The organism is Caulobacter sp. Root655 (assembly GCF_001427665.1).
In the GTDB taxonomy this organism is placed as follows: domain Bacteria; phylum Pseudomonadota; class Alphaproteobacteria; order Caulobacterales; family Caulobacteraceae; genus Caulobacter.
The window spans coordinates 437,380-462,888 of the sequence record NZ_LMHC01000012.1 but is presented as its reverse complement, the minus strand read 5'-3'; the positions used below and the strand labels follow the sequence as shown (position 1 = coordinate 462,888).

Genomic DNA, 25,509 nt, shown 5'->3' with positions numbered 1-25,509 from the left:
CAGACACTCCCCCCACCGGCCTCCGGCCGCCTCCCCCACGGGGGGAGGACCTTGGGTTCGCGACGCCCCGCGAAACTGCTAACACCGCCCCATGCTGACCGATCCCCTGTTCTACGCCGTCGCCATTCCGGCCGTCATCCTGCTGGGCCTGGCCAAGGGCGGGTTCGCGGGGATCGGGGTGGTGGCGGTGCCGATGATGGCGCTGGTGATCTCGCCGGTGCTGGCCGCCGCGATCACCCTGCCGATCCTGCTGGCCCAGGACGTCGTCAGCGTCTGGGCCTTTCGCAAGACCTGGGACAGGGGTCTGCTGATCCTGATGCTGCCGGCCGCGGCGGTGGGCATTTTCCTGGGCTGGGCGCTGGCGGCCCGGGTCTCGGTGTCGGCGGTCGAGCTGGCGATTGGCGTGATCTCGATCGCCTTCTCACTGCAGCGGTTGTGGGCCGAGCGGGCGGTGAAGGCCGCCGACGCGATCGCCGCCGGTCCGGCCCGGCCCCTGATGGGACTGGGGCTGGGCGCGTTGTGCGGCATGGTCGCCGGCTTCACCAGCCAGGTCGCCCACGCCGGCGGCCCGCCGTTCCAGATCTACGTGCTGCCGCGCCGCCTGCCGCGCGACGTGTTCATCGGCACCAGCGCCATCTTCTTCGCCACGGTCAACTGGATGAAGGTGCCGGCCTACGCGGCCCTGGGCCAGTTCACCCGCCAGACCCTGACCACCGCCGCCGTCCTGCTGCCCCTGGCCCTGGCCTCGACCTGGGCCGGGGTGTGGCTGGTGCGGCGCGTGCCGGCCGAGGGCTTCTACAAGGTCATCTACGTCCTGCTGATCGCCGTCGGCGGCAAGCTGGCCTGGGACGGGGCGCATGGCCTGCTGGGCTAGCTAGGGCGGCCCTTCTCGCGCCACGATGATCGCGGTTTATATGTCATCGATTGCGCGTACAGTGGGCGGGACATGACAGAGACCACCAGCAACCTTCCGACTCCGGTCGCCCCGCACGTCCCGGCGACCGTGGCGGCCACGCACTACCCGACGCCCGGCGCCAAGCTGGCCGATCTGGTGGTTCACCTGGCGGGTCTGGCCTGCGCCCTGCTGGGCGGCGGCATCATGCTGGGCCTGGCCTTCGGCCTGGGCTCGCTGAGCCAGGTGGCGGCCATCGCGGTCTATACCGTCGGCCTGATCACCATGCTGTCGCTGTCGACCGCCTACAACTTCTCCAAGGCCCGCTGGCGGCCGCTGCTGCGGCGCTTCGACCATGCCGGCATCTTCATCATGATCGCCGCCTCCTACACCCCGTTCACCACCCAGAACCTGTCGGGCTGGTGGGCGATCGGCATGACCTCGGCGGTCTGGACGGTGGCCGGGATCGGCGTGGCGGCCAAGCTGTTCCTGCCGGGCCTGGACAAGCGCTTCTGGGTCGGCCTGTACCTGGCGCTGGGCTGGCTGGTCCTGGTGGCCATCAAGCCGATGATCGACGGCATGGGCTGGGTCGCCCTGCTGCTGCTGGCGATCGGCGGGGTGATCTATTCGACGGGCACGGTGTTCTATCTGATGCAACGGCTAAAGTTCCGGCGGGCGATCTGGCACGGTCACGTGATCGGCGGCGCCAGCCTGCACTACGCCGCCGTTCTGGTCGGGGTGGTCCTGGCTTCGACCGGGCACTCCTGAGCCCGCCTTGAACACGCCGCCGGATCCCAAAAAGAGCGTCCAGACCTTCTTTCGAGACCGCGCGACGCAGGCCCAGCGCGGCAAGCGGCTGACCGCCCCGCCGGTCGAGACCCCGGCCGAGGCCGTCGGCTTCCCCGGCGTGCGCCTCAGCGTCGACGAGGCCGACGCCGCTCTTCGCCAGGTCGCCGACCGCCTGGCCCCCATGCGCTCGCTGCTGGGCCGCGACGGCTTCAACATCCTGGCCCTGTCAGGCGGCGCGGCCGGCGGCGCCTTCGGGGCCGGAGCGCTGATCGGGCTGACGCGGGCCGGAAACCGTCCGGACTTCGCCATCGTCACCGGAGTCAGCACCGGGGCGCTGATCGCCCCCCTGGCCTTCCTCGGCTCCGACTGGGACGACCGCCTGGCCGACGCCTATGTGGGCGGCCACGCCGCCGAGCTGCTCAGCCTCAGGCGGCTGGGACCGGCCCTGGGTCCCAGCCTGTTCCGCGGCGAGTCGCTCGACGGCCTGGTCGGTCCGTTCGTCGACGCGGCGATGATCGAGGCCGTCGCCCATGAGCACGCCAAGGGCCGGCGGCTGCTGATCGCCACCACCAACCTCGACAGCCAGAAGGCCACCATCTGGGACATGGGCGCGATCGCCACCCAGGGCGGCGAGGCGGCCGTGAAGCTGTTCCGCGACGTGCTGGTGGCCTCCGCCACCCTGCCGGGCCTGTTCCCGCCCAAGCTGTTCGACGTCGAGATCCCCGACGGCGAGGGCGGCGTGGTCCGCCACCAGGAAATGCACGTCGACGGCGGCGTCTCGGCGCCGCTGTTCCTGATGCCCGACGCGTTGCTGCGTTGGCGCGACCTGGGTCAGCGCCTGCGGCGCGGTCGGGTCTATGTGATCGTCAACACCGTGCTGGACGCCTCGCCCCGCACCACTCCGACCGGCGTGACCTCGATCATGGGGCGCAGCTTCGAGACCATGCTGCGGTTCTCTTATCGCCAGGCGCTCAGCCTGGCGGCCGGGTTCTGCGCGCGCCACAACCTGCCGCTCCGCGTGGCCTCGATCCCGACCAGCTTCGACGGCTTCAGCATGATGAAGTTCGAGACCGCCAGCATGCGGCGCACCTTCGACGACGCCGTGGGCCTGGCGATGGCCGGCCAGTTGTGGACCACCCCGATCGAACCCGAGCCCCTGTGGCGCCACCTGTTCCGCCGCCAGAACGGCCCGAACGGCGGTCGGCGCGAGACCTCGATCTTGCCGATCGAACCGACGCCGGGGTTGGATATTCCTTAGAGGGTTTCGAGGCCGGAAACGGCCCTGCGTCCTTCGAGGCCCGCTGCGCGGGCGCCTCAGATGAGGAACTCAGCAACAGTGCTCCTCATCCTGAGGTGCGAACCGAAGGCGAGCCTCGAAGGGCGCACCGCGTTCGCCCAACAGGCTCGGGAGACGGCTCTCGCTCCTTAAGCGCTCTTCTTCAGGTAACGCGCGCGCAGCTTCTCGACGTTCGGCGGGTCGGCGCGGAAGTCGGACGCCAGGCCCAGGCGGGCGTTGCACGACGGGCAACGCACCGAGTCCTCGTCGGCCAGATCGGCCGGCGGGTCGAAGCGCGTGCCGCAGGGCTTGCACTTGAAGTCGCCGACGGCCGGCGGCGGCGGGGGCGGCGGCTCGGGGATCACGCGCCGGGCCGGGCGCTGGATGCGCTCGAGCGGCGGCGGGCCTCCAGGCGCGGCGACGCCGCTCTTGAGGCTCAGGATCTTGCGGCGAGGAGGCTCGCTATCGCTCATGACGGTCGATGGCTCGGTGGAGGACGGCCGCTAGCTGCATGATCTAGCCCCGAAACTCAAGCCTTGGAGGATTTCCGATCTGACTTCGTCAAATCGAAAATCCTCTAACCTCTTGTTTTGACGCATTTTCTTCACGCGAACCGGTATTCACTTCGCTTGAAAATGCTCGGGGCTACCAGTGCGGCTTCAGGCTGAAGGTCATCGCCACCATCTCGTCCTTCTGGGTGGCCATGCCCATGATCTGGTCCTTGGCCCTGATCTTGCGGTGCACATAGCCGAACGAGGCCTGCATAGGCCCCTTGCGCCAAGCCAATCCAGCCTGGCCGTCGCCGATCAGCTTGCTGTTGTTGTCGGCGGTGAACCCGGCCCGGCTCCAGTCGCCGTCCTGGCTGCGCAGCATGTTGAGGCCCACGGCCTGGCCGCTGGCGGCGGCGAACACGTACCAGCGCCCGCGGTTGCCGAAGGCGCGTCCGTCGCTGACACCCAGGGAACTGACGACGCGGTCTTCCATGCTCTTCTTGCCGAACCGCACCGTGGCCCCGGCCTCGGCCGTGCCGCCCGCGCCGCCAAAGCCGAGCCCGGCGTGCGGCGTGACGTCCAGGGCGTACTTGCCGCTGGTGAGTTGCAGGGCGGCGGGCCAGCCCCGGGTCACCGTGACATCGACGTCGCGGTCATCGAAACTGTTCTCGTCGGGCCGGACCATGGACAGCGGGCGGCTTTGGCCGCCCCGCGCCACGCTGGCCACCGATACCCGCACGGAATCGACCGCGTGGGCGCCCTGGCCGACGACAAAGGCGTTGGAGCGCCAGGTGACCGGGTCGTGGCCCTGGTAATAGCGATCGGCGTCCAGCAGCTTGGCGTCGCCATAGGCGCCGGCCGGCGAGAGCGCGAAGCTGGGGTCGGCGGTTCGTGTCGCCACGGCCTGCGGGGCCGCGGAAAAACCGATCGAAACCGGGCGGACGTCGCGGACGCTGAGGTCGACGGTCTTGCCGCGGCTCATGTTGACGGTGAAGTTCGGCGTCGCGGCGGCCTTGCGCCGGGCCTCCGAAGACCTATTTGAAGCTTCGGCCGCCTTGATGGCCTTTGGCGACGTCGGTCGAGCGTACGCCGGGGCGCAGATCATCGCGCTCAGGCTCAAACTCGCGGCGAAGATCGCCAAGCTACGCATACGGACCCCTCAGTCCCAATCCCCACAAGGAGCCTACCCACAATCTGGGCGGCGTCCATGGGGCAAATTCCCTCATCATCAACAATTCCTAGTGGTCTTGGTTCCGAACGCGAAACGGCGGCGCGATGTGCTCGCGCCGCCGTTCGATTTTCGGGCTCTGGGCGCCTGATTTACTGGCAGGCCAGGCATTCCTCGTAGTCGGTCTTGTCCGGCGCGTCGAAGCCGTTGGCAGGACCCGCCAGGGCGACGTCTGAGCCGGCGTAGGACGCCCGCTGCACGGACTTGGAGCGCAGGTAGTAGAGCGACTTCACGCCGCGCTCCCAGGCCTGCCAGTGCAGCATGTGCAGGTCCCACTTGTCGACGTCGCCGGGCAGGAAGATGTTCACCGACTGGCTCTGGCAGATTTCCGGCGTGCGGTCGGCGGCCAGCTCGACCACCCAGCGCTGATCCAGCTCGAAGGCGGTCTTGTAGACGTCCTTGTCGTCCTGGCTGAGGAAGTCCAGGTGCTGGACCGAGCCCTCGTTCTCCAGGATCGAACCCCAGACGGCGTCGGTGTTCTGGCCCTTCTCGACGAGCAGTTGCTCCAGATAGGGGTTCTTCACCGCGAACGAGCCCGACAGGGTCTTGTGGGTGTAGATGTTGGCCGGGATCGGCTCGATGCCGGCCGAGGTGCCGCCGCAGATGATCGAGATCGAGGCGGTCGGGGCGATGGCCAGCTTGTGCGAGAAGCGCTCCATCGAGCCGCGCTCGGCGGCGTCCGGGCACGGACCCTTCTCTTCGCCCAGGGCGATGCTGGCCTTGTCGGCCTCGCGGCGCAGGTGCTTGAACATCCGCATGTTCCAGCTCTTGGCCAGGGCGCTCTCGAACGGCACGTTCTGGCTCTGCAGGAAGCTGTGGAAGCCCATCAGGCCCAGGCCCACCGAACGCTCGCGCATGGCGGCGTAGGCGGCGGCCTTGGCCGGCTCCGGGGCGCGGTCGATGAAGTCCTGCAGCACGTTGTCGAGGAAGCGCATGATGTCCTCGATGAACATCGGGTGGTCGCGCCATTCCATGAAGGTCTCGGCGTTCACCGACGACAGGCAGCAGACCGCGGTGCGGTCGTTGCCCAGGTGGTCCAGGCCGGTGTGCAGCATGATCTCGCTGCACAGGTTCGACTGGCGCACCGACAGGCCCAGCTCCCGCTGGTGCTTGGGCATGGCGCGGTTCACGGTGTCGGAGAAGATCAGGTAGGGCTCGCCGGTCTGCAGGCGCAGCTCCAGCACCTTTTGCCACAGGTTGCGGGCGTCGACCTCGCGGACCACTTCGCCGGTCTTGGGCGAGCGCAGGCCGAACTTCTGGCCGTCGCGCACGGCGTGCATGAAGGCGTCGGTGATCGAGATGCCGTGGTGCAGGTTCAGGGACTTGCGGTTGAAGTCGCCCGACGGCTTGCGGATCTCGAGGAATTCTTCGATCTCGGGGTGGTGGATGTCGAGATAGACCGCCGCCGAGCCGCGACGCAGGCTGCCTTGGCTGATCGCCAGGGTCAGGCTGTCCATCACGCGGATGAAGGGGATGATGCCGCTGGTCTGGCCCTGGCCCTTGACCTTCTCGCCGATCGACCGGACGCCGCCCCAGTAGGTGCCGATGCCGCCGCCGTTGGCCGCCAGCCAGACGTTCTCGTTCCAGACGCCCAGGATACCGTCCAGGCTGTCGGAGACCGAGTTGAGGAAGCAGCTGATCGGCAGGCCGCGCTCGGCGCCGCCGTTCGAGAGGACTGGGGTCGAGGGCATGAACCACAGCTGGCTCATGTAGTCGTAGACGCGCTGGGCGTGGTCGGCGTCGTCGGCGAAGGCGGTCGACACGCGGGCGAACATGTCCTGGTAGGACTCGCCCGGCAGCAGGTACCGGTCTTCCAGGGTGGTCTTGCCGAAATCGGTCAGCAGGGCGTCGCGCGAGCGATCGACCTCGACCTTGCGCACCAGGGCCAGCTTCGGGCGCTCGGCCTTCATGCCGCTGGTGCGGGCCTCGGGGAGCGCAGTCTTCGCCGCTTCACTGCCGGTCATGATCAAAATCCATAATCAATCAGCGTGTTCCGGAGAAGGGAACGCCCCGTCCAGCCGCTACATCTTGTGGCCGAGGAGCCCCCTCAGCCCACATATGGGGCCACAGTGGCTAATGACTCGTCAACGGCGAGATGGCTCTTAACGCTGAGTTTTTTCTTAACAACCTGTGAACGAACCTCGTCGTCTGTCGAGATGCTGGGCAGGATCAAAGGGTTGCCTCGCCTCGGCGAGCGGGGCCGCGACGCTGCGCCGCAGGCCACAAAGAAGTGATCCGCGGGCGGAGTGGAATCCGGCGGAACGCGGATCTCCCAAACGCCTTCAATATGTAGGGCGTTTTCGAGCGAAGTGGATACCGGTTCGCGTGAAGAAAACGCGCCAAGACAAAAGGCTGGAGCGCCCGACCTGATGCAATCGGGCCAGGCGCTCCAGGGCTCGGCTCCGCCAATTCCGGATTCGGCGCAAAAGAAAAGGGCCCGGCGTCGCCGCCGGGCCCTCAACTCAGGTCGTGATCGCGATCTTAGAAGTTGATCGAGATCGTGGAACGGCGGTTCAGCGGTTCCTTCACGCCATCGCCCGTGGCGACGGCGGGAGCGCTTTCGCCCTTCCAGTCGACAGCCAGGGTGTCAGCGGCGACGCCGGCGCCAACCAGCGCGTCGGCGACGGCCTTGGCACGACGCTCCGACAGGCGGGCGTTGTACTTCGGCGAGCCCGAGGTGTCGGTGTGACCGACGACCACCAGCTTCGTCGCGTGACCCGAAGTCGCGTAGTTAGCGGCTTCCGAAACCACCGACTGGGCTTCCGGCGTCAGGACGTACTGATCGAACGGGAAGTAGACGATGAATTCGCGAGCCTCATACGCCGGCGGAGGCGGGGGAGGAGGCGGCGGGGGCGGCGGGGGCGGGGGAGGCGGCGGCGGGGGCGGGGGAGGCGGCGGGGGCGGCGGCGGCGAAGCGAAGGAGTAGCGCAGACCGACGGTCAGCGATTGATCCTTGTACTGGCCTTCGAACGCACCCGGATTCAGCACCGCCGAACCCGTCGTCTGCCAAGCGTGGTCGTTGGTCGCGAAGTAGCGATAGGTGACGTCGATCTTCAGCTTGTCGGTCGCCTTGATCGAGGCGCCGGCGATGCCTTGCCAAGCGACGGCGATGTCATCGTCGTCGACGGTCAGGTTCTGAATGGCCGGGTTGGCCGCGGTGAACGGGGTCGGGATGGCGTTGCTGAACTGACCCAGAGCGCTGACGTCGAGGCGGTTGATACCGATACCGGCGCCGAGATAGGGGTTGATCCACGCGTCCGGCGCGAAGTCATACAGAACGTTGACCATCAGCGACCAGGAGTCGATCGAACCCGTCGGGCTGCCGCATTTCGGAGCGGCGGTCGTGCGGGTCACGCCCGGGGTGCAGAGGCCGGTCGGCTCGCGGGTCCGGATGGGGTTGCCGCGAACGCTGGTCAGGTCGCCGGGGCGATAGCCGCCTTCGAGTTCCGCGCGCCAGTTCGGGTTGAACTGGTAGCCCAGACGAACGAAGCCGGCCCAGTCGTTATCGGCCGACCAGGTCCAGTGATAGTGCGCGCCGTCGGGAGCGTTCAGATCCGACTCAGTGCTGACGCCTTCCGGCCAGTGATAGCCAAGATCGACCGCGCCATACCAGCCGGTCTCTTGGGCCGAAGCGGCGCCAGCGGCGAAGACCGCGGCCAGAGCCACTCCCGCCAGGAGTTTGAGTTTCATATCAAGAGCCCTCTATTGCCCTGCACCGGCCGAGACCGACCGAGCATTGTTATACCAAGGCGCGCGATCCGCGAAAGTGTCAGCAGAGCAACACTCGTCAGGTTTCGTCGCCCCCATAGACAAGACGACGCGAACACATGACCGCCCCACGAGATCAACTTCCGAGCGTATCGGCTGACTGTCCCGGAAAATGCGCCAGCATAGTACCGGTTCGCACGCGAATCCGCGCAGCGCAAGGCCTCCGGCGCTTTTTGAGGGACATGCGTGTGTAAAAACGTCGCATAGACGCGGGATCTGGCCGGGAATGAGCAACGGGCGCCGGCTACCTCAGTCGAGGGTTCGCCGGTATCGCGACATCGCGGCGGCCGCGATCGCCACGACAAAGACGGCCAGGGCCAGAAGACTTGTCCACAGGTCTTCAAGTCCCAATCCCTTAAGTAAAGACCCCCTCACCACGCGCAGGAAGTGGGTCACCGGAATGACGCTGCCCAGCACCTGGGCCCACTGCGGCATGCCCCGGAACGGGAACATGAAGCCCGACAGCAGGATCGAGGGCATGATGTAGAAGAACGACATCTGCATCGCCTGCAGTTGGGTGCGGGCCGCCGTCGATATGAGAAAGCCCAGCGACAGCGAGCCGATGATGAACAGCACCACCCCCAGGACCAGCGCGGCCCATCCGCCGGCCATGGGCACCGCGAACAGCACCCGCGCCAGGACCAGGATCACCACGGTCTGGATCAGTCCGACCACCACATAGGGCGCCAGCTTGCCGATCATCACCTCGATGGGCCTGGCCGGCGTGGCCAGCAGGCTCTCCATGGTGCCGCGCTCGTATTCGCGGGTGACGCCCAGCGAGGTCATCATCACCAGGGTCATCGACAGGATCACGCCCAGCAGGCCCGGCACGATGTTGTAGGCGGTGATGGCCTCGGGATTGTAGCGACGGTGGATCACCACCTCGAACGGATCGCGGCTGGTCTGGGTGGCCGCGCCGACCTGGCTTCGGGCCAGGTCGCGCGTCAGCGCCGTGCGCGGAAGACTGGCCAGGGCGGCGATCGCCCCGCCGGTGGCGGCGGGATCGGAGGCGTCGGCCTCGACCAGGATCTGGGCCTGGTCGCCGCGCACCACCCGGCGGGTGAAGTCGGCGGGGATGGTCAGGGCGAACTGCACCTCGCCCCGGGCGATGGCCCGGTCGAGGTCGGCGGGCGAGCCGGCCTCCTGGACGATCTTGAAGTAGCCGCTGTTGACCAGGGCCGACAGGGTCGAGCGGGCCATCGGCCCGTGGTCCCGCACCAGCACCGCGGTCGGCAGGTCGCGCGGGTCGTTGTTGATGGCGTAGCCGAACAGCATCAGCTGGACGATCGGCATGACCAGGATCATCGCGTAGGTCAGCCGGTCGCGGGTGAGCTGGATGAACTCCTTGGTCAGCACCGCCAGGATGCGGTTCCAGGCCCCCCCTCCGCTTGAGGATTGGCCGCTCATTGAAAATTGTCCCGCGAGGTCGCCATCAGGCGGATGAACACGTCCTCCAGGGTCGGCGACACCTCGGTCCACGTGAACGGTGCGCGGCGGTAGGGCTTGATCGCCGCTTCGAGGGCGGCGCGATCCTGGCCGCTGACATGCAGGGCGGCCCCGAACGGCGCGGCCATGGCCACGCCCGGCGCCTTGGCCAGGTCCCGGCCCAGCCGGTCGGCGCCCGGCCCCTCGGCGCGGAAAGTCACCAGGCCCGAGCCGGCGATCACCTCGGGCAGGGTCCCGCGCGCCATCAGCTGGCCGTAGGCGATGTAGGCGATGTCGTGGCAGCGCTCGGCCTCGTCCATGTAGTGGGTCGAGACCATCACGGTCAGGCCCTCGGCCGACAGGGCGTGGATCTCGTCCCAGAACTCGCGCCGCGCCTGGGGGTCGACCCCGGCGGTGGGTTCGTCCAGCAGCAGCAGGCGCGGTTCGTGCAGGATGCAGGCGGCCAGGGCCAGGCGCTGCTTCCAGCCGCCCGACAGGCTGCCGGCCAACTGCCCCTGGCGGCCGGCCAGGCCCAGCCGCTCCAGCGCTTCGCTCACCCGCGCGCGCCGGCGGTCAAGGCCGTAGATCTGGGCCACGAAGTCGAGGTTCTCGCGGATCGACAGGTCCTCGTAGAGCGAGAACTTCTGGGTCATGTAGCCGGTCTGGCGCTTGATCGCGTCGGCGTGCCGCCGGAAATCCAGGCCCAGCACCTCGCCCTCGCCGCCGTCCGGGGTCAGCAGGCCGCACAGCATCCGCAGGGTGGTGGTCTTGCCCGAGCCGTTGGGACCGAGGAACCCGGTGATCTTGCCGGTCCCGACCTGGATCGACAGGTCCTGGACCACGTGCTTGTCGCCGAACGACTTGTCGAGGCCGCGCACGTCGACCGCCAGATCGGACCCGACCGGGTCGGTGTCGGGGCGGGGCGGGGCGGCGGCGCTCACTTGGCGGGCCCCGTCAACGGAACGACGTCGATGGGCAGGCCGGGCAGCAGGTCGGCGGGGCGGTCGGGCAGGGCCTCGACCAGGAACACCAAGCGGTCGCGCGATTCGCGGCTGTAGATCACCGGCGGGGTGAATTCGGCCCGTGGGCTGACGAAATTGATCCGCGCGCCCAGCCCGGGCTTGCAACCGTCGCAGCTGAACTGGACGCGGGTTCCGGGCCGGTAGAGCTCGACCTGGGCCTGCGGCACGTAGAAGCGCAGCCGCACCCGGTCGTCCGCCAGCAGGGCCACCACCGGCTGGTTGGCCGCCACCCATTCGCCGCTCTGATAGAAGACGTCCTGCACCCGCGCCGCCGCCGGGGCCCGGGGGCTGATCAGGTCCAGGCGGTTCTGGGCGGCCGCCAGCTGGTCGCGGGCGGCGGCGGCCTGGCTCTCGGCCGCGCGGACGGCGTCGGGCCGCGCGCCCAGCGTGCCGACCCGGCGTTGCTGCTCGACGGTGCGGACATTGGCCTGGGCGGTGCGCAGGGCGGCCTTGGCGCTGTCCAGCCGGGCCGGGGCGTAGATACCCTTGGCCGCCAGCGGCGCGATCCGGTCGTAGTCGGCCTGGGCCTGGGCGAGCGCGGCCTGCACGGCGGCGCGCTGGGCGTCGAACACCGCCAGCTCGTCGGGCCGCTGGCCCTTGGCGGCGTCCTGCGCCTGGGACTGGGCGGCGGCGGCCTGGGCGGCGGCCTGGTCGCGGGCCGCGACCAGCTGGGCGGCGTCCAGGGCGAACAGCGGCTGGCCGGCGCTGACCCGCTGGCCGCGCTCGACCGACACCGTGCTGACCGGCCCGGCGACCGAGGCGGCGACGTACAGCGTCTCGCCCTCGACATAGCCCGACAGCCGGCGCGGATGGGCCGCGCCCGGCCCCCAGGTCCGCCAGGCCAGGAAGCCCACCACGCCGATCGCCACGACGGCGACCGCGATCTTGGCCGGACGCTTCATGTGCGCGCCTCCCCGGGTTCCAATAGCATGCCGCCCAGCACCACCTCGGCGTGCTGGGCCAGCAGCGCCTTCAGGTCGATCGGCTCGGCCCCGATCGGCACGAACACCTCGCGCCACAGCACGCCCATCAGCAACGGGCCGGCCAGGGTGAAGACGTGGAAGCGGGGATCGCCCGGCGCCACCTCGCCGCGCGCCTGGGCGGCGGCGACCGCGCCGCTGATGGCGTTCAGCATCCGGCTGACCACGTCCTCGTGCCAGACCTTGGCCAGTTCGGGGAAATTGCGCGACTCGCCGATCACCATCTTGGCCACCGGCCCCAGCCGCCCTTCGGCCACGACGCCGGCGATGCGGGCGAAAACCAGCCGGACCAGGTCGCCGAACGCCAGGCCGCCCTGGCCGGCGAAGACCTCCACCGCCGCCAGGTTCGGGGCCACCGTCTCGCGCACCACCGCCCGGAACAGGTCCTGCTTGGTTTCGAAATAGAGGTACAGCGCGCCCTTCGAGACCCCGGCCCGGGCGGCGATGTCGTCCAGCCGCGCGGCGGCGAAGCCCTTCTCGGCGAACACCGCCAGGGCCGCCTCGATGATCTCGCCGGGGCGGGCCTCGCTGCGCCGCCGCCACTTGGGTTGTCCCGCCTGCATGCCGATGCTCGAAACATATAACTGACGAGTCAGTTATATACGAAACGGTGATCGCCGCAAGCTTGGGCGAGGGCGGCGCGCGCACGTGAACGGGATGTCACTATGTCGAAAGCGGGTGACGCCCATAGGCTGCACGGCAACGCGAGGCAGTGCGCCGAGCGGCGGCTTCCTCGTGATCCGCAACCCCCAGCATCGGACCTCATCGATGGAATTGACCGCCCAGCTATCCTCGACGCGGCGCTCGCGGGGCATGGCCCGACGTGAGCTTCTTGCCTTGGCGCCGGCGGTTCCACTGGCGCTTTCGGGCGTGGCGAGCGCGGCCACGGCGGCAGATTCGGTCGGAACGCTGGTCGCGGACTTCGTGCGCGCCGGCAAGGTCGATGGCCTCTCGGCCGCCGTCGTGCGTGGCGGGCGCACGCGCTTCCATAATGCCGGCGTCATCGCCCAGGACAGCCGCACGCCGGCGAGCGAGCGCAGCGTCTATGAGGTCGGCTCGATCTCCAAGACGTTCACCGGCCTGCTGCTGGCCCACGCGATCGGCGAGGGAAAGGCCGCCGCCTCCGACGACGTGCGCAAATATCTGCCGCCGGGCTACGACAATCTCGAGCGCGACGGCCGCCCCGTGCGGCTGATCGATCTGGTCGACACCACCTCGGCCCTGCCCGACAACCTGCCCGATTGGCGCCAGGTGATCGGCGGCGCCAAGCCGGCGGAGGTTCCGTTCATCGCCGCCAAGCTGCTCGAGGGTTACACCTCGCAAAAACTACTGGCCGACCTGAAGACCGCCAGCCTGGTCGACAAGCCCGGCGAGGTCACGCGCCATTCCAACGTGGCCTCTCAGGTGGTCGGGATCGTGCTGGAGCGGATCTACGGCCGGCCTTACGAGGCGCTGCTGGCGCAATATATCGAGCGACCGCTGGGCATGGCCTCGGGCGCCGCCGAGCCGCCGCCCGCGCTGCTCGTGAAAGGCTACGGCCCAGGCGGCGTCGCAACGCCCGCCCTTACCGAGCCCGTCATCCGCGCGGCCGGGGGCCTGCGCTATTCGGCCGCCGACATGGCCCGCTACATCGCCGCCCAGCTGGCCGCGCGCGATCCGTCCATCGCCCTGACTCAAAAGCCCGCCTGGGGCGCGCCGGACAGCGGCGCGATCGGCTTCCACTGGCAGATCGCCAAGACCGTCGACAGCCAGACCTATCTGCGCCACAGCGGCGGCACCTTCGGCTTCTCGGCCTATTGCGACTTCTATCCGGGCCAGGACTACGGCATCGTGCTGCTGGCCAACCGCTCCGGCGCCCAGGACGCGTTGCAGGCGCTCGGCAGCGCCGCGCACGAGGCGCTGTTTGGCCCGCCGCGCGGCCTCGCGGCGCTGGAAGCCGCCCTCGAACAAAGCCGCTTCGCCGATGTCGGCGCAAGCGTCGATGAGGTCCGCCGCCGCTTCCCGGAGCTCCACCTCAACGAGGACTATGTCAACGCCTGGGGCTACCGCCTGCTGCGCACGCCGCGTCTGGCCGAGGCCAAGGCAATGCTGGGCTACAACGCCGCCCGGCGCCCCGACAGCTGGAACGCCCACGACAGCTACGCCGAATCCCTGGCCGCCACGGGCGACAAGGCCCAGGCCATCGCCGAGTACCGCCGCTCGCTGGTCCTCAACCCGGCAAACGACAACGCCGACAAGATGATCGCGAAGATCGAGGCCGGGCAGTAGGTCGACCGCCTGGAGTTGACCGACATTCAGATCCGGGAAACGAAAACCTCGTCCTTCGACAAGCTCAGGATGAGGTTTTCGACTGCCTGGGCCTGCAAACTGGTCCTCATCCTGAGCTTGTCGAAGGACGAGGGCCACGCACCGCGCCGGATGTCGACAGGCCCTAGACCCTTCCGGCGTCCCGCAGCCTTTTCCGCTTGCCGCCCAGGGCGTCCGGCCGGTTCAGCACCTTGCGGTATTCGTCGCGACGCTCGTGGATCGAGGCGATGACCAGGCCCATCGGCACGCCGATGTCGACCAGCACCGCTTCCGACAACTGCAAGCTCGCCTCGATGGTCTCGGGCACCGCATCGGTGGCGCCCAGGTCGTAGAGCCGGGCGGCGTGGCGGGCGTCGCGGGCCCGGGCGACGATGGTCAGGTCGGGACGGTGGCCGCGGGCGGTGGCCACCACCGCCTCGGCGGCTTCCGGCGAGTCCATGGTCACCACCACGGCCCGGGCGTAGTCGAGGCCGCAGCGCTCCAGCAGTTCCACCCGCGAGGCGTCGCCGTAATAGACCCGGTGGCCGGCCCGGCGGCCCTGCTGGACGAAGCTGGGGTCGCGGTCGATGGCGATCCACGGCAGGTCGTGGCGGTCGAGCATGTCGCCGACCAGCCGCCCGACCCGGCCGTAGCCGACCACCAGCACCCGGCCTTCCAGCTCCTCGCCCTGGTGCTCGAGAGCCTCCGGCGCCTCGCTGGTCGCCACCACCGCGCCCTTGGCCAGCCGCGCGCCGATCGCCGCCAGCGCCGGGATCAGGAACATGGTCAGGGTCGCGGCCACCAGCACCGCCTGGCCGACCCGGGTGGAGACCACCCCGGCGCCCGTGGCGTTGTCGAGGATCACGAAGGCGAACTCGCCGCCGGCCGCCAGGGTCAGGGCGGTCTCGATCGAGGCCCGGGTCGAGAGGCCGAACAATCGTCCCAGCCCGGCCACCATCGCCGCCTTGACCGCCACCAGCCCGATGGCGACGCCCAGCACCAGCCCCGGCTGGGCGACCAGCAGCGACAGGTCCAGCCGGATGCCCAGCGACACGAAGAACAGGCTGAGCAGCAGGCCCTTGAAGGGCTCGATCTTGACCTCGACCTCGTGGCGGTACTCGGTCTCGGCCAGCAGCACCCCGGCCACGAACGCGCCCAGGGCCATCGACAGGCCCGACAGGGCGGCGACCAGGCCCGCGCCGATCACCACCAGCAGACAGGCGGCCATGAACATCTCTTCGCTCTTGGCCTTGGCCACCGAGCGCATCATCGGCCGCAGCGCCAGGCGGCCCAGCAGCACGATGATCCCCAGGCCGACGGCGGCGGGGCCCAGGGCCAGCAGGTCGCCCAGCCGGAAGACGCCGTCGCCCCGGCCGAGGATCGCCAGGGTGATCAGGATCGGGGCCACGGCCAGGTCCTGGAACAACAGCACCGAGAAGGTCGCCCGTCCGCCCTCGGAATGCAGCCGCTTGCGCTCGACCAGCACCGGCACGGCGATGGCGGTGGACGACAGGGCTAGGGCCGCGCCGATCACCAGGGCGGCGACGGGCGGCTGGCCCAGCAGCCAGGCCACCGCGCCCAGGGCCAGCGAGCAGCCGATCATCTGCAGGGCGCCCAGGCCGAACACCAGCTTGCGCATCAGCCGCAGCCGTTCCCACGACAGCTCCAGCCCGATCATGAACAGCAGGAACACCACCCCGAACTCGGCCAGTTGGGCGATTTCGTCGGGGTTGTCGACGGTGACGTAGTCCAGCCACGGCGCGACGTGGGTCAGGCTGCCCAGGCCGAACGGCCCCAGGATCACCCCGGCCAGCAGGAAGCCGAGGATCGGGTTGACGCGAAGGCGCTTGAACAGCGGAGCCACGATCCCGGCGGTGGCCAGGAACAGCACCAGGTCCTTGTAGTCGGCCGGTGACATCGCGTGGTTCACGTGGTTTCGCCCCCTCTCATGGTCTCCGTTCGCTGGCTTCAGTCGCCAGGCAGTTCGTCGCCCTTCACGGGCGGGTTGTCCCCGCCCGCTCTCTTGAGCAGGGCGATGGCCTTGGGGATGTCGGCTCGCTTCGCCCGTTCGGCGAAATAGCTCTCGGTCCTGAGGGCCGACAGCTTTTCGGCGACCGCGACATTGATCAGTTGATTGAGGGCCACGCCTTCGGACTCGGCGAGCTTCCGGGCTTCGTCGAGCAACGATGGTTGAAGCCGCAACGCGAAATTGCTCTTCCTCATTGTTCCTTCTCCAGCTTCTGGATCGCCTCTGACGGCAACCAGACCTCGATGCCGAACCGCTCCGCGACAGTGACGAAGTCGCGTCGATTGTAAGTCACGATGGCGTCCGCTTGGCCGTTGACGGCCGTCTCCAGCACCATATCGTCATCTGGGTCACGCACCGCTGGTCGCCAAAGAAAGGCCAGCCGCACCGGATCCGACGCGGCGGCCACGGCGTCGAGAATGGCTTCGACATCCTCTGCCAGGAGACCGGAGGCCTTCAGATGCTCAGCGCGTGTCATCACCGCTTCGTACTCGATAAACAATGGCGTCGAGATCAGCAGGGTCAGCCGCCGTTCCAGGCCCGCCATCAACAGCCGGCTGGACGCTCCGGCATTGCTGCGGATCGCGGCAACCATTGTCGCTGTGTCGAGGACCAAGCGCATGACGTTATAATGGATGTCGCCCGCGATATTGCAAGTTCGGACGATCGCCGAGTCACCGACCTCCCCGACCCTGCTTAGCTGGCCAGTTTCAGTCGAACGCCCGCTCCGGCCTCGTCGGGCGCGATCAGCGACACCCCGCCGGCCTCCAGCGCCTCGATCAGCAGGCGTTCGGTGCTATGGTGCAGGGCGTGGCGCTCGGTCTCGAAATCCTTGACCGTGCTGCGCGACACGCCGGCGCGGTCGGCCAGGTCGCCCTGCGACCAGCTGAGCAGGCCACGCGCCCCCCGGCACTGGGCCGGCAGGAGAATTTTTGCGTGAGGCATCTGGCGCCCTCGAACAACGTCACCCATATTGGTTGAGTACGCCCGATAATGTTGACCGTCAAGGAGAGCCTTTGCACCACACCTCGCTGATCGCCACCATCGTCGCCGGCCTCGGACTCGCCTTCATTTTCGGGGCCGTCGCCAACCGCCTGAAGCTGCCGGTGCTGGTCGGCTACCTGTTGGCGGGGGTGATCGTCGGGCCGTTCACGCCCGGCTACGTGGCCGATCAGGAGCTGGCGCCGCAACTGGCCGAGATCGGGGTCATCCTGCTGATGTTCGGGGTGGGGCTGCACTTCTCGGTCAAGGACCTGATGGCGGTGCGCAAGATCGCCATTCCCGGCGCGGCCGTGCAGATCGCCGTCGCCACCGCCATGGGCGTCGGCCTGGCCTCGATGCTGGGCTGGACCCTGGGGGCGGGGATCGTCTTCGGCCTGGCCCTGTCGGTGGCCTCGACCGTGGTGCTGCTGCGGGCCCTGGAGGAGCGGCGGCTGATCGACACCGACCGCGGCCGCATCGCCGTCGGCTGGCTGATCGTCGAGGACCTGGCCATGGTGCTGGCCCTGGTCCTGCTGCCGGCGCTTTCCGGCATGCTGGGCGGCGAGGCTCCGCCCCCCGGGCCCGGCGGCGTCGCCGGGGCCTTCGCCATCACCATCGGCAAGGTCGCGGCCTTCGTCGTCATCATGCTGGTGGTCGGTCGCCGGGTGATCCCGTGGATCCTGCACCGCATCGCCCACACCGGCTCGCGCGAGCTGTTCCGCCTGGGCGTGCTGGCCATCGCGCTGGGCGTCGCGTTCGGCTCGGCGGCGCTGTTCGGCGTATCCTTCGCCCTGGGCGCGTTCTTCGCCGGCATGATCATGGCCGAGAGCGAGCTGTCGCAGCAGGCGGCCAACGAGACCCTGCCGCTGCGCGACGCCTTCGCGGTGCTGTTCTTCGTGTCGATCGGCATGCTGTTCGACCCGACCGTGCTGCTGCGCGAGCCCCTGGCCGTGGCCGCCACCCTGGCCATCATCGTGATCGGCAAGTCGCTGGCCGCCTATGTCATCGTCCTGGCCTTCAAGCGCCCGCAAAGCGTGGCCCTGACCATCTCGGCCAGCCTGGCCCAGATCGGCGAGTTCTCGTTCATCCTGGCCGGGCTGGGCGTGTCGCTGAAGCTGCTGCCGCCCGACGGTCGCGACCTGATCCTGGCCGGGGCGATCCTGTCGATCCTGGTCAATCCGCTGCTGTTCGCGGTGCTGGACAAGGTCCTGCCCAGGCTGGTCGGTCGGAGCGGCGAGCCGGCCGCGCCCGTCGCCGCCGCCCAGCCGCACGGCGTGCTGGTCGGCTACGGCCGGGTCGGCAAGGCGGTGGCCCAGGGCCTGAAGGACCGCATGCTGCTGGTGGTGATCGAGGACGAGGGCGAGCGCGCCGACGCGGTCCGCGCCGCCGGCTTCGAGATGATCCAGGGCAACGCCGTGCGGCCCGAGGTGCTGATGAAGGCCGGCCTGGCCGAGGCCACCCACCTGTTCGTCGCCGTGCCCAGCCCGTTCGAGGCCGCCCGGATCATCGAACAGGCCCGCGCCGCCAATCCTCAGGTCAAGATCATCGCCCGGGCCTATACCGACAACGACGTCGACCTGCTGACCCAGATGGGCGCCACCCACGCCCTGATCGGCGAGCAGGAGATCGCCCGGGGAATGCTGGCCCTGGCGCCGAGGAAGAAGGCGGCGGCTGTGGCGGCGCACTGATTTCTTGCACGAATTTGGAGCTAGCAACGCTCCTTGAGCGTAGCGCTACCTCTGATTCGCTTTGGAAGCAGCGTGTGTTTGCGTTCAATGAGTTGGCTTATTTGCCGGAATCGCGCCGTTTCGTCCCCTGTTTCACGTGAACCAGTGGATAACCTCTGTTCACCACAGGAACGTTTGTGGAACAAAGCTTGCCTATTCTTATGAGGTAAGGGACCGTCGCTGTGTCGCGTAATTCTTAGCGGCAGATACCCGGAGACCAACGATGGATGTAACCATCACGATCCCCGGGCTCTTGATCCTCATGGCGGTCGCTCTGGTGATCGCAGCCATGAAGGTTAAGCGCTAGTGGGAGGGCGTCGGGTGGTGATCTAGACCGTCCGGCGCCTACCACGATCAGCTTGATCACTTCTGACCTACTGGTCAACCTGACCTACTCATTCGATCCACATATGCCTTTATACGCTCCACCGTAGGAGCGTTGGCGTCGATGATGTTTGACCTAACCCGCGCTAGCGCCTACCCACGCGCCGTCATGAGCCCCCGTCGCGGACAGTCCGGAACGACCTGGCCCATCGCCCTGCTGGCGATGCTGGCCCTGCTCGTCCAGAGCCTGATCCCCGCCGCCGCCATGGCCCATGAGGCCGGGACCGGCCAGTCGATCGTCATCTGTACGATCGACGGCGCCAAGACCGTCACGGTCGACGGCCAGGAGCGGGCCCCCAAGAAGGGCTTCGCCGGCCTGCCCTGCTACCAGTGCGTGGCGGCCAGCCTGGCCACCACCGACACCCCCGACAGCCTGGTCTCGCTGCCCGTGCTCTACGCCGCGCGCGTCGAGATCGCCCCGCCGATGGCCCGCCGCGGCATGGCCCCGGCCCGCGCGCCGCCCCGTCCGCCCGGACAAGGACCGCCTCACCACCTGAACGGCTGACTTTTCCACATCGCGCGCTAAGGTTGAAAGTCGGCGCGCGCCGTCATGTCTTCGGGGCTCTGTCTCTTCATGTCCAAATCCTTCCGCCTGGCCCTCGCGGCCGGCGCCGCGCTCTGCGTCCTGCCCGCTTTCTCGCCCGCCTTCGCCGGGACCGACGACGACCAGCGCGCCGCGGTCGATTCCGTCCTGGTCACCGCCCGTCCCAATCCGGAGGACGCGCCGGTCGTCGCCCTGGCCCGCAAGCGCCTGTCGGAAACCCCCGGCGCGGTGGCGGTGATCTCGTCCGAGGCCTATGCCAACCGCTATGCCCTGGGTCTGGTCGACGCCCTGCGCGACGTGCCCGGCGTCTTCGCCCAGAAGAAGTTCGGCGAGGACGCCCGCCTGTCGATCCGTGGCTCGGGGATCGGCAACAGCAGCCACAATCGCGGCACGATGCTGGCCCAGGACGGCGTGCCGCTGAACGAGGCCGACGGCTATGGCGACTACCAGCTGATCGACCCGCTGCTGGCCCGCTACACCGAGGTCTACAAGGGCGGCAACGCCCTGCGGTTCGGCGGGGCGCTGCTGGGCGGGGCCATCAACTTCGTCACCCCGACCGGCAGGACGGCCGGGGCCGACAACCTGCTGCGGGTCGAAGGCGGCTCGTTCGGCACGGCGCGGGTGCATGGCGAGCTGGCGCGGGCGTTCGGCGACGACGACGTCTTCATCGGCGCGACCCTGCTCAACGCCGACGGCTGGCGCCGGCAGAGCAACAGCTCGGCCGCCCGGCTGTCGGTCAATCTGGGTCACGACTTCGGCGAGGACCGCGAGGTGCGGCTCTATCTGAGCGGCGCGGACCTGCGCCAGCAGATCGCCGGCGCCCTGACCCTGAACCAGGCCCTGAACAGCCCGATGATGGCCACCGCCGCCAACCTGGCCAACAACTACGGGCGCAACATGCGCAACGCCCGGGCCAGCCTGCAGACCACCTGGCGATTGAGCGACAGCACGGTGTTCGAGGGCGGGGTCTACGGCGCCTGGCGCGACCTGGACCATCCGATCTTTCAGGTGGTCGACCAGGAGAGCCGCAATTTCGGGGCCTTCGGACGCCTGGACTGGACTGGCCAGATGGGCGGCATGGCCGCCGACCTGTTCGCGGGGCTGTCCTGGCGGGTCGGCGACCTGGACTCCCGCAACTGGATCAACCTGCGCGGCTCGCACGGCGCGCCCACGGCGTTCGCGCGGCAGAACGCCCAGGCCGCGGACGTCTTCGCCGAAGGCCGGTTGTTCGTCGCCCCGCGCCTGGCCCTGGTGGTCGGCGGGACCTATGGCGCGGCCAGCCGCGACTACCAGAGCTACAAGCTGCCCACCGGCGGCTTCAACCTCACCGAAAGCCGCGACTACGACTGGTTCGCCCCACGCCTGGGCGTGCTGTTCCAGGCCGACCAGGACTCGCAGATCTTCGCCAACCTGACCCGCTCGGTCGAGCCGCCCAACTTCGGGTCCTATTCGCCGGACGCCACTCACCCCTTCACCGACCTGGTTCCGCAAACGGCCTGGACCGGCGAAGTCGGGGCGCGGGGGCGGCGAGGGGCCTTCGCCTGGGACGTGGCCCTGTATCGCGCCCAGCTGAAGCACGAACTGCTGAGCTATGTGGTCGACCCGGCCCGGCCGGCCATCGCCTTCAACGCCGACAAGACGATCCATCAGGGTCTCGAGGCGGGCCTGGACTGGCGGATCGTTCCGCGGCTGAGACTGCGCCAGACCTATGCCTGGTCCGACTTCCGGTTCGACGGCGACGCGTCGTACAAGGACAACCGCCTGCCGGTCGTGCCCGAGCACCTCTATCGGGCCGAGCTGAGGTACGAGCACCCGGCCGGCTGGTTCGTGGCCCCGTCGGTGGAATGGTCGCCGCGCGGCGTGCTGGTCGACTACCGCAACACGGTCCGCGCCCCCGACTACGCCATCGCCTCGCTGAGCGCCGGCTATACCCGCGACCGCATCACCGTGTTCCTGGACGCGCGCAACCTGACCGACGAGCGCTATGTCTCGACAATCAATCCGTCGGTGGCCGCCACCACCGTCTCGACCTCGACGACGGTCGACAATTCCACGGCCGCCTTCTGGCCGGGCGAAGGGCGCGGCGTGTTCGTCGGCCTCACCGGCAAGTTCTAGAGCCCCGCCCCGGTGGTCCGCCTCACGCCGGCCACGACTTCCGCCGACACCATGGCCGGCATGCCCGGCATGAAACATTGATCGAGAACTCTCCCATGCGCCTTATCGCCCTGACCTCCCTCGCCGCCCTCGTCTTCTCCGCCCCGGCTATCGCTGGCGACTACCGCGTCGGCGGGGTCGAGGTGCGCCGTCCCTGGACCCGCCCCGCCGCCGCCGGCATGAACGGCGTCGGCTATCTGACCCTGGCCAATGTCGGCGCCAAGCCGATCAAGCTGGTCGCGGTCGAGAGCCCGGCCGCCCGGTCGGTCACCCTGCACCAGAGCAGCCAGGCGGGCGGGGTCTCGTCGATGCGGCCGGTGGCCGGCGGCCTGACCGTCGCCCCCGGCGCCAAGGTCGAGTTCGCGCCCGGCGGCTATCACCTGATGCTGATGGGCCTGAAGAGCGCCCAGGCCGTGGGCGGCAAGACCCCCCTGACCCTGGTGTTCGCCGACGGCCGCAAGATGAAGATCGACCTGTCGGTCGAGGCCGGCCCGCCCAAGGGCGGGGCTGATCCGATGGCCGGGATGCACGACCACCACTAGGGTCTGTGGACAGTAGCCGTTGGAGGCTGGTTTCGGTGAGCGCCGTGCGTCCTTCGAGGCTTCGCTACGCTACGCACCTCAGGATGAGGAAGGTTGTTGCTGAACTCCTCTTCCTGAGGCGCCCTCCAGAGGAGGGCCTCGAAGGACGCAGGGCGCCGGCCTCCCGCAGCGTCCCGCTCCCAAACATGACAAAAAAGTAAGGGACGGATTTTCCTTGGGATGAGCAAGTTACGGCCAACTTCATCCAACGGATCGTCCTTCATGAAACAAGTCTGGTTCGCCGCCGCCGCCATGGCCGCGCTGTCCCTGTCGGCTTTCGGCGCCCAGGCGCGCGAAGATCATGACCATGCCTGCCTCGACGCGGCCTGCACGACGCAGGCGCTGTTCGACATGATCGACGCGCCTGCCGCCGGCGGCGGCGAGCCGGTGTCGCTGGAATCGCCGCACTACGGAACCTGGGGCTTCGACGTCGCGGGCATGGATCGCTCGGTCAAGCCGGGCGACGACTTCTACAAGTTCGCCAGCGGAACCTGGGACGCCAACGCCACCATCCCGTCCGACCGCGCCCGCTTCGGCAATTTCGACAAGCTGGCGGTGCTGTCGGAAGCCCGCACCAAGGCGATCATCACCGAGGCGGCCGACAGTCGGTCGACCGATCCCGACACCGTCAAGATCGGCGCCGCCTACCACGCCTTCATGGACGAGGCCCTGGCCGAGAAGCTGGACGCCAAGCCGATCGCCGCCGAGCTGGACGGTGTCCGCAAGGTCAAGACCAAGGACGACTTCACCGCCCTGATGGGCAAGAGCCCGACCACCGGCTACGCCTCGGTGATGGGCGTCTATATCCAGGCCGACCTGAAGGCCCCGACGCGCTACGCCGTCTACGCCAACAACGGCGGCCTGGGCCTGCCGGACCGCGACTACTATCTGAAACCCGATTTCGCGGCCAAGAAGACCGCCTACGAGGCCTATGTCGCCCAACTTCTGACGCTGATCGGCTGGGACAAGCCGGCCGACAACGCCAAGGCCATCGTCGCCTTCGAGACCCAGCTGGCCGAGGCCTCCTGGACGCGGGCCGAGCGCCGCGAGCGCGACAAGACCTATAACCCGATGAGCTTGGCCGAGCTGAAGGCCCTGACCCCGGGCTATGCCTGGGATCGCTACCTGGCCTCGAGCGAACTGCCGGCGATCGACCGCGTGGTGGTGACCACCAACACCGCCTTTCCCAAGGTGGCCAAGATCTATGCCGACACCCCGCTCGACACCCTGAAGGCCTGGCAGGCGTTCAAGGTCGCCGACGGCGCGGCGCCGATGCTGTCCAAGCGCTTCGTCGACGCCAGCTTCGAGTTCCGCAACAAGACCCTGTCGGGCCAGCCGGAACAGAAGCCCCGCTGGAAGCGCGGCGTCGCCGCCGTCAACGACCAGCTGGGCGAGGCGGTTGGCCGGGTCTATGTGGCTCGCTATTTCCCGCCGGAATCCAAGGCCAAGATGGTCGACCTGGTCGGCAATGTTCGCGCCGCCCTGAAGGTGCGGCTGGACAATCTGAGCTGGATGTCGCCCGAGACCAAGGCCCAGGCCCAGGACAAGCTGGCCAGGTTCACGGTCAAGATCGGCTATCCCGACACCTGGCGCGACTATTCCAAGCTGACGATCAAGGCCGACGACGCCTATGGCAACGCCCTGCGATCGGCGGCCTTCGACTGGCGCCACGACGTCGAGCGGCTGAACGGGCCGGTCGACAAGAAGGAGTGGGGCATGACCCCGCAGACGGTGAACGCCTACTACAACGCGGCCAATAACGAGATCGTCTTCCCGGCCGCCATCCTGCAGGCTCCGTTCTTCGACCCGGACGCCGACCCGGCCGTCAATTACGGCGGCATCGGCGGGGTGATCGGCCACGAGATCAGCCACGGCTTCGACGACCAGGGCCGCAAGTCCGACGGCGAAGGCGTGCTGCGCGACTGGTGGACGGCGCAGGACGCCGCCAAGTTCAAGGTCCAGGCCGACAAGCTGGGCGACCAGTATTCGGCCTTCGAGCCGCTGCCGGGGGCCAAGGTCAACGGCCAGCTGACCATGGGCGAGAACATCGGCGACATGGGCGGCCTGGCCTTCGCGCTCGAGGCCTACCACGCCTCGCTGGGCGGCAAGCCGGCCCCGGTGATCGACGGCTTCACCGGCGACCAGCGCGTCTATCTGGGCTGGGCCCAGGTGTGGCGCGCCAAGCAACGCGACGACTCCCTGCGCCAGCAGGTGGTCAGCGACCCGCACTCGCCGGCCTATTACCGCGTCAACGGCACGATCCGGAACCAGGCCGGCTGGTACAAGGCCTATGACGTGCAGCCGGGCGACAAGTTGTACGTCGCGCCGGCGGACCGGGTGGATATCTGGTGACGGCCTGAGCGTTTTCCGGAAACCCTCTCCCGGAGGGGAGAGGGAGGTGGCCTCGCGCGTCGCCTGCTGGGCCAGCAGGGCCGCGCCCTCCCCGGTCCGCAGGGCGGGGTCGCGCATATGGATCCGCCGCGAGATGCGCTGTCATCCCGGACAAGGCCCGCAGGGCCGCCGATCCGGGACCGCCGGAAGCGCCTGCGTTCACGCGTCGGTCCCGGATCTTCGCGCTGCGCGCTCGTCCGGGATGACAACCGTTTTGGTCATATGCGATAGCCCCCGAACAGACGGGGATGACGACTTTGAAGGGGGCGAGGGCGAAACAAGCAGATTCCTGCCGGCACGCCGTCGAACTCACAACCCCCTCACCCTCCCAAGCTTCGCTTGGGCCCCTCCCTCTCCCCATGGGAGAGGGTTCGAGAAGAACGAAAAAAGGCGGCTCCCTTCGCGGACGCCGCCTTTTTATCGAATCTGTCAAAAACTGAAACCAGACCCCAGATACACCAAACCCGCCGCGGGGGATAATCGCGACGGGTCCGGCTATTTCTCGATCATTCGATCTAGGTGGGCGTTTCCTCCCCGAAACGCCGAAGGAAGGGAGCTCTCTTT

The 25,509-nt window shown here is 68.6% G+C and carries 21 protein-coding genes; 9 read left to right on the top strand and 12 right to left on the bottom strand.

The window, feature by feature from the left end:
- Positions 1-91: 91 nt before the first annotated feature.
- From ASD79_RS11145 to ASD79_RS11135, 3 genes are all read left to right on the top strand, one after another.
- Positions 92-874: a sulfite exporter TauE/SafE family protein gene (locus ASD79_RS11145; RefSeq protein WP_056721498.1), complete on the top strand. Its 783-nt coding sequence runs from the start codon at positions 92-94 to the stop codon at positions 872-874.
- A 72-nt stretch (positions 875-946) separates the two neighbouring features.
- Complete coding sequence (locus tag ASD79_RS11140; protein WP_235524408.1) at positions 947-1,660, top strand: hemolysin III family protein; 714 nt, start codon at positions 947-949, stop codon at positions 1,658-1,660.
- A gap of 7 nt (positions 1,661-1,667) precedes the next feature.
- Positions 1,668-2,939, top strand: coding sequence for a patatin-like phospholipase family protein (locus ASD79_RS11135; protein ID WP_056721496.1), 1,272 nt, complete (start codon positions 1,668-1,670; stop codon positions 2,937-2,939).
- A 167-nt stretch (positions 2,940-3,106) separates the two neighbouring features.
- Here ASD79_RS11135 and ASD79_RS11130 read toward each other — a convergent pair whose 3' ends face one another.
- The 8 genes from ASD79_RS11130 to ASD79_RS11095 form a co-directional block, all read right to left on the bottom strand.
- Entirely contained in the window at positions 3,107-3,430 is a 324-nt protein-coding gene (locus ASD79_RS11130) for a hypothetical protein (protein ID WP_056721494.1), read from the bottom strand.
- Positions 3,431-3,602: 172 nt separating this feature from the next.
- Positions 3,603-4,598 carry a lipid A-modifier LpxR family protein gene (locus ASD79_RS11125; protein WP_056721492.1) on the bottom strand — a complete coding sequence of 332 codons (996 nt, stop codon included), beginning with the start codon at positions 4,596-4,598 and terminating at the stop codon, positions 3,603-3,605.
- A 170-nt stretch (positions 4,599-4,768) separates the two neighbouring features.
- Positions 4,769-6,646: a ribonucleoside-diphosphate reductase subunit alpha gene (locus ASD79_RS11120; RefSeq protein ID WP_156400452.1), complete on the bottom strand. Its 1,878-nt coding sequence runs from the start codon at positions 6,644-6,646 to the stop codon at positions 4,769-4,771.
- A gap of 511 nt (positions 6,647-7,157) precedes the next feature.
- The gene (locus ASD79_RS25430) at positions 7,158-8,366 is read right to left on the bottom strand and encodes an OmpA family protein (protein ID WP_056721490.1); all 1,209 of its coding nucleotides are present in this window, start codon (positions 8,364-8,366) and stop codon (positions 7,158-7,160) included.
- 327 nt (positions 8,367-8,693) lie between these two features.
- On the bottom strand, positions 8,694-9,851 hold the full coding sequence (locus ASD79_RS11110) for an ABC transporter permease (RefSeq protein WP_056721488.1): 1,158 nt from the start codon (positions 9,849-9,851) through the stop codon (positions 8,694-8,696).
- A complete protein-coding gene (locus ASD79_RS11105) occupies positions 9,848-10,810 on the bottom strand; it encodes an ABC transporter ATP-binding protein (RefSeq protein ID WP_056721486.1) in 963 nt (320 codons plus the stop codon). Before ASD79_RS11105 ends, ASD79_RS11110 begins: the two co-directional genes overlap by 4 nt.
- Entirely contained in the window at positions 10,807-11,793 is a 987-nt protein-coding gene (locus ASD79_RS11100; RefSeq protein WP_056721485.1) for an HlyD family secretion protein, read from the bottom strand. Before ASD79_RS11100 ends, ASD79_RS11105 begins: the two co-directional genes overlap by 4 nt.
- A complete protein-coding gene (locus tag ASD79_RS11095) occupies positions 11,790-12,434 on the bottom strand; it encodes a TetR/AcrR family transcriptional regulator (protein WP_056721483.1) in 645 nt (214 codons plus the stop codon). The genes ASD79_RS11100 and ASD79_RS11095 overlap by 4 nt, the downstream gene beginning before the upstream one ends.
- A 250-nt stretch (positions 12,435-12,684) precedes the next feature.
- Between ASD79_RS11095 and ASD79_RS11090 the strand changes: the two genes are divergently transcribed.
- The gene (locus ASD79_RS11090) at positions 12,685-14,139 is read left to right on the top strand and encodes a serine hydrolase domain-containing protein (RefSeq protein ID WP_235524406.1); all 1,455 of its coding nucleotides are present in this window, start codon (positions 12,685-12,687) and stop codon (positions 14,137-14,139) included.
- Between the two features lie 163 nt (positions 14,140-14,302).
- On the opposite strand, the gene ASD79_RS11085 is transcribed toward ASD79_RS11090, so the two are convergent.
- The 4 genes from ASD79_RS11085 to ASD79_RS11070 form a co-directional block, all read right to left on the bottom strand.
- Positions 14,303-16,087, bottom strand: a complete 1,785-nt coding sequence (locus ASD79_RS11085) for a cation:proton antiporter (RefSeq protein ID WP_156400450.1) — start codon at positions 16,085-16,087, stop codon at positions 14,303-14,305.
- A gap of 38 nt (positions 16,088-16,125) precedes the next feature.
- Entirely contained in the window at positions 16,126-16,380 is a 255-nt protein-coding gene (locus ASD79_RS11080; RefSeq protein ID WP_056721477.1) for a toxin-antitoxin system HicB family antitoxin, read from the bottom strand.
- Entirely contained in the window at positions 16,377-16,805 is a 429-nt protein-coding gene (locus ASD79_RS11075; protein ID WP_056721475.1) for a putative toxin-antitoxin system toxin component, PIN family, read from the bottom strand. The genes ASD79_RS11080 and ASD79_RS11075 overlap by 4 nt, the downstream gene beginning before the upstream one ends.
- A gap of 74 nt (positions 16,806-16,879) precedes the next feature.
- Positions 16,880-17,128 carry a helix-turn-helix transcriptional regulator gene (locus tag ASD79_RS11070; protein ID WP_007669294.1) on the bottom strand — a complete coding sequence of 83 codons (249 nt, stop codon included), beginning with the start codon at positions 17,126-17,128 and terminating at the stop codon, positions 16,880-16,882.
- A gap of 71 nt (positions 17,129-17,199) precedes the next feature.
- Between ASD79_RS11070 and ybaL the strand changes: the two genes are divergently transcribed.
- From ybaL to ASD79_RS11045, 5 genes are all read left to right on the top strand, one after another.
- Positions 17,200-18,852, top strand: coding sequence for a YbaL family putative K(+) efflux transporter (gene ybaL / locus ASD79_RS11065; protein ID WP_056721473.1), 1,653 nt, complete (start codon positions 17,200-17,202; stop codon positions 18,850-18,852).
- Between the two features lie 532 nt (positions 18,853-19,384).
- Entirely contained in the window at positions 19,385-19,780 is a 396-nt protein-coding gene (locus ASD79_RS11060; protein ID WP_056721471.1) for a DUF2946 family protein, read from the top strand.
- A gap of 69 nt (positions 19,781-19,849) precedes the next feature.
- Positions 19,850-21,934: a TonB-dependent receptor gene (locus ASD79_RS11055; RefSeq protein ID WP_235524403.1), complete on the top strand. Its 2,085-nt coding sequence runs from the start codon at positions 19,850-19,852 to the stop codon at positions 21,932-21,934.
- 95 nt (positions 21,935-22,029) lie between these two features.
- The gene (locus ASD79_RS11050) at positions 22,030-22,515 is read left to right on the top strand and encodes a copper chaperone PCu(A)C (protein ID WP_056721467.1); all 486 of its coding nucleotides are present in this window, start codon (positions 22,030-22,032) and stop codon (positions 22,513-22,515) included.
- A 261-nt stretch (positions 22,516-22,776) separates the two neighbouring features.
- Positions 22,777-24,906 carry a M13 family metallopeptidase gene (locus tag ASD79_RS11045; protein ID WP_056721465.1) on the top strand — a complete coding sequence of 710 codons (2,130 nt, stop codon included), beginning with the start codon at positions 22,777-22,779 and terminating at the stop codon, positions 24,904-24,906.
- The last annotated feature ends 603 nt before the right edge of the window (positions 24,907-25,509 follow it).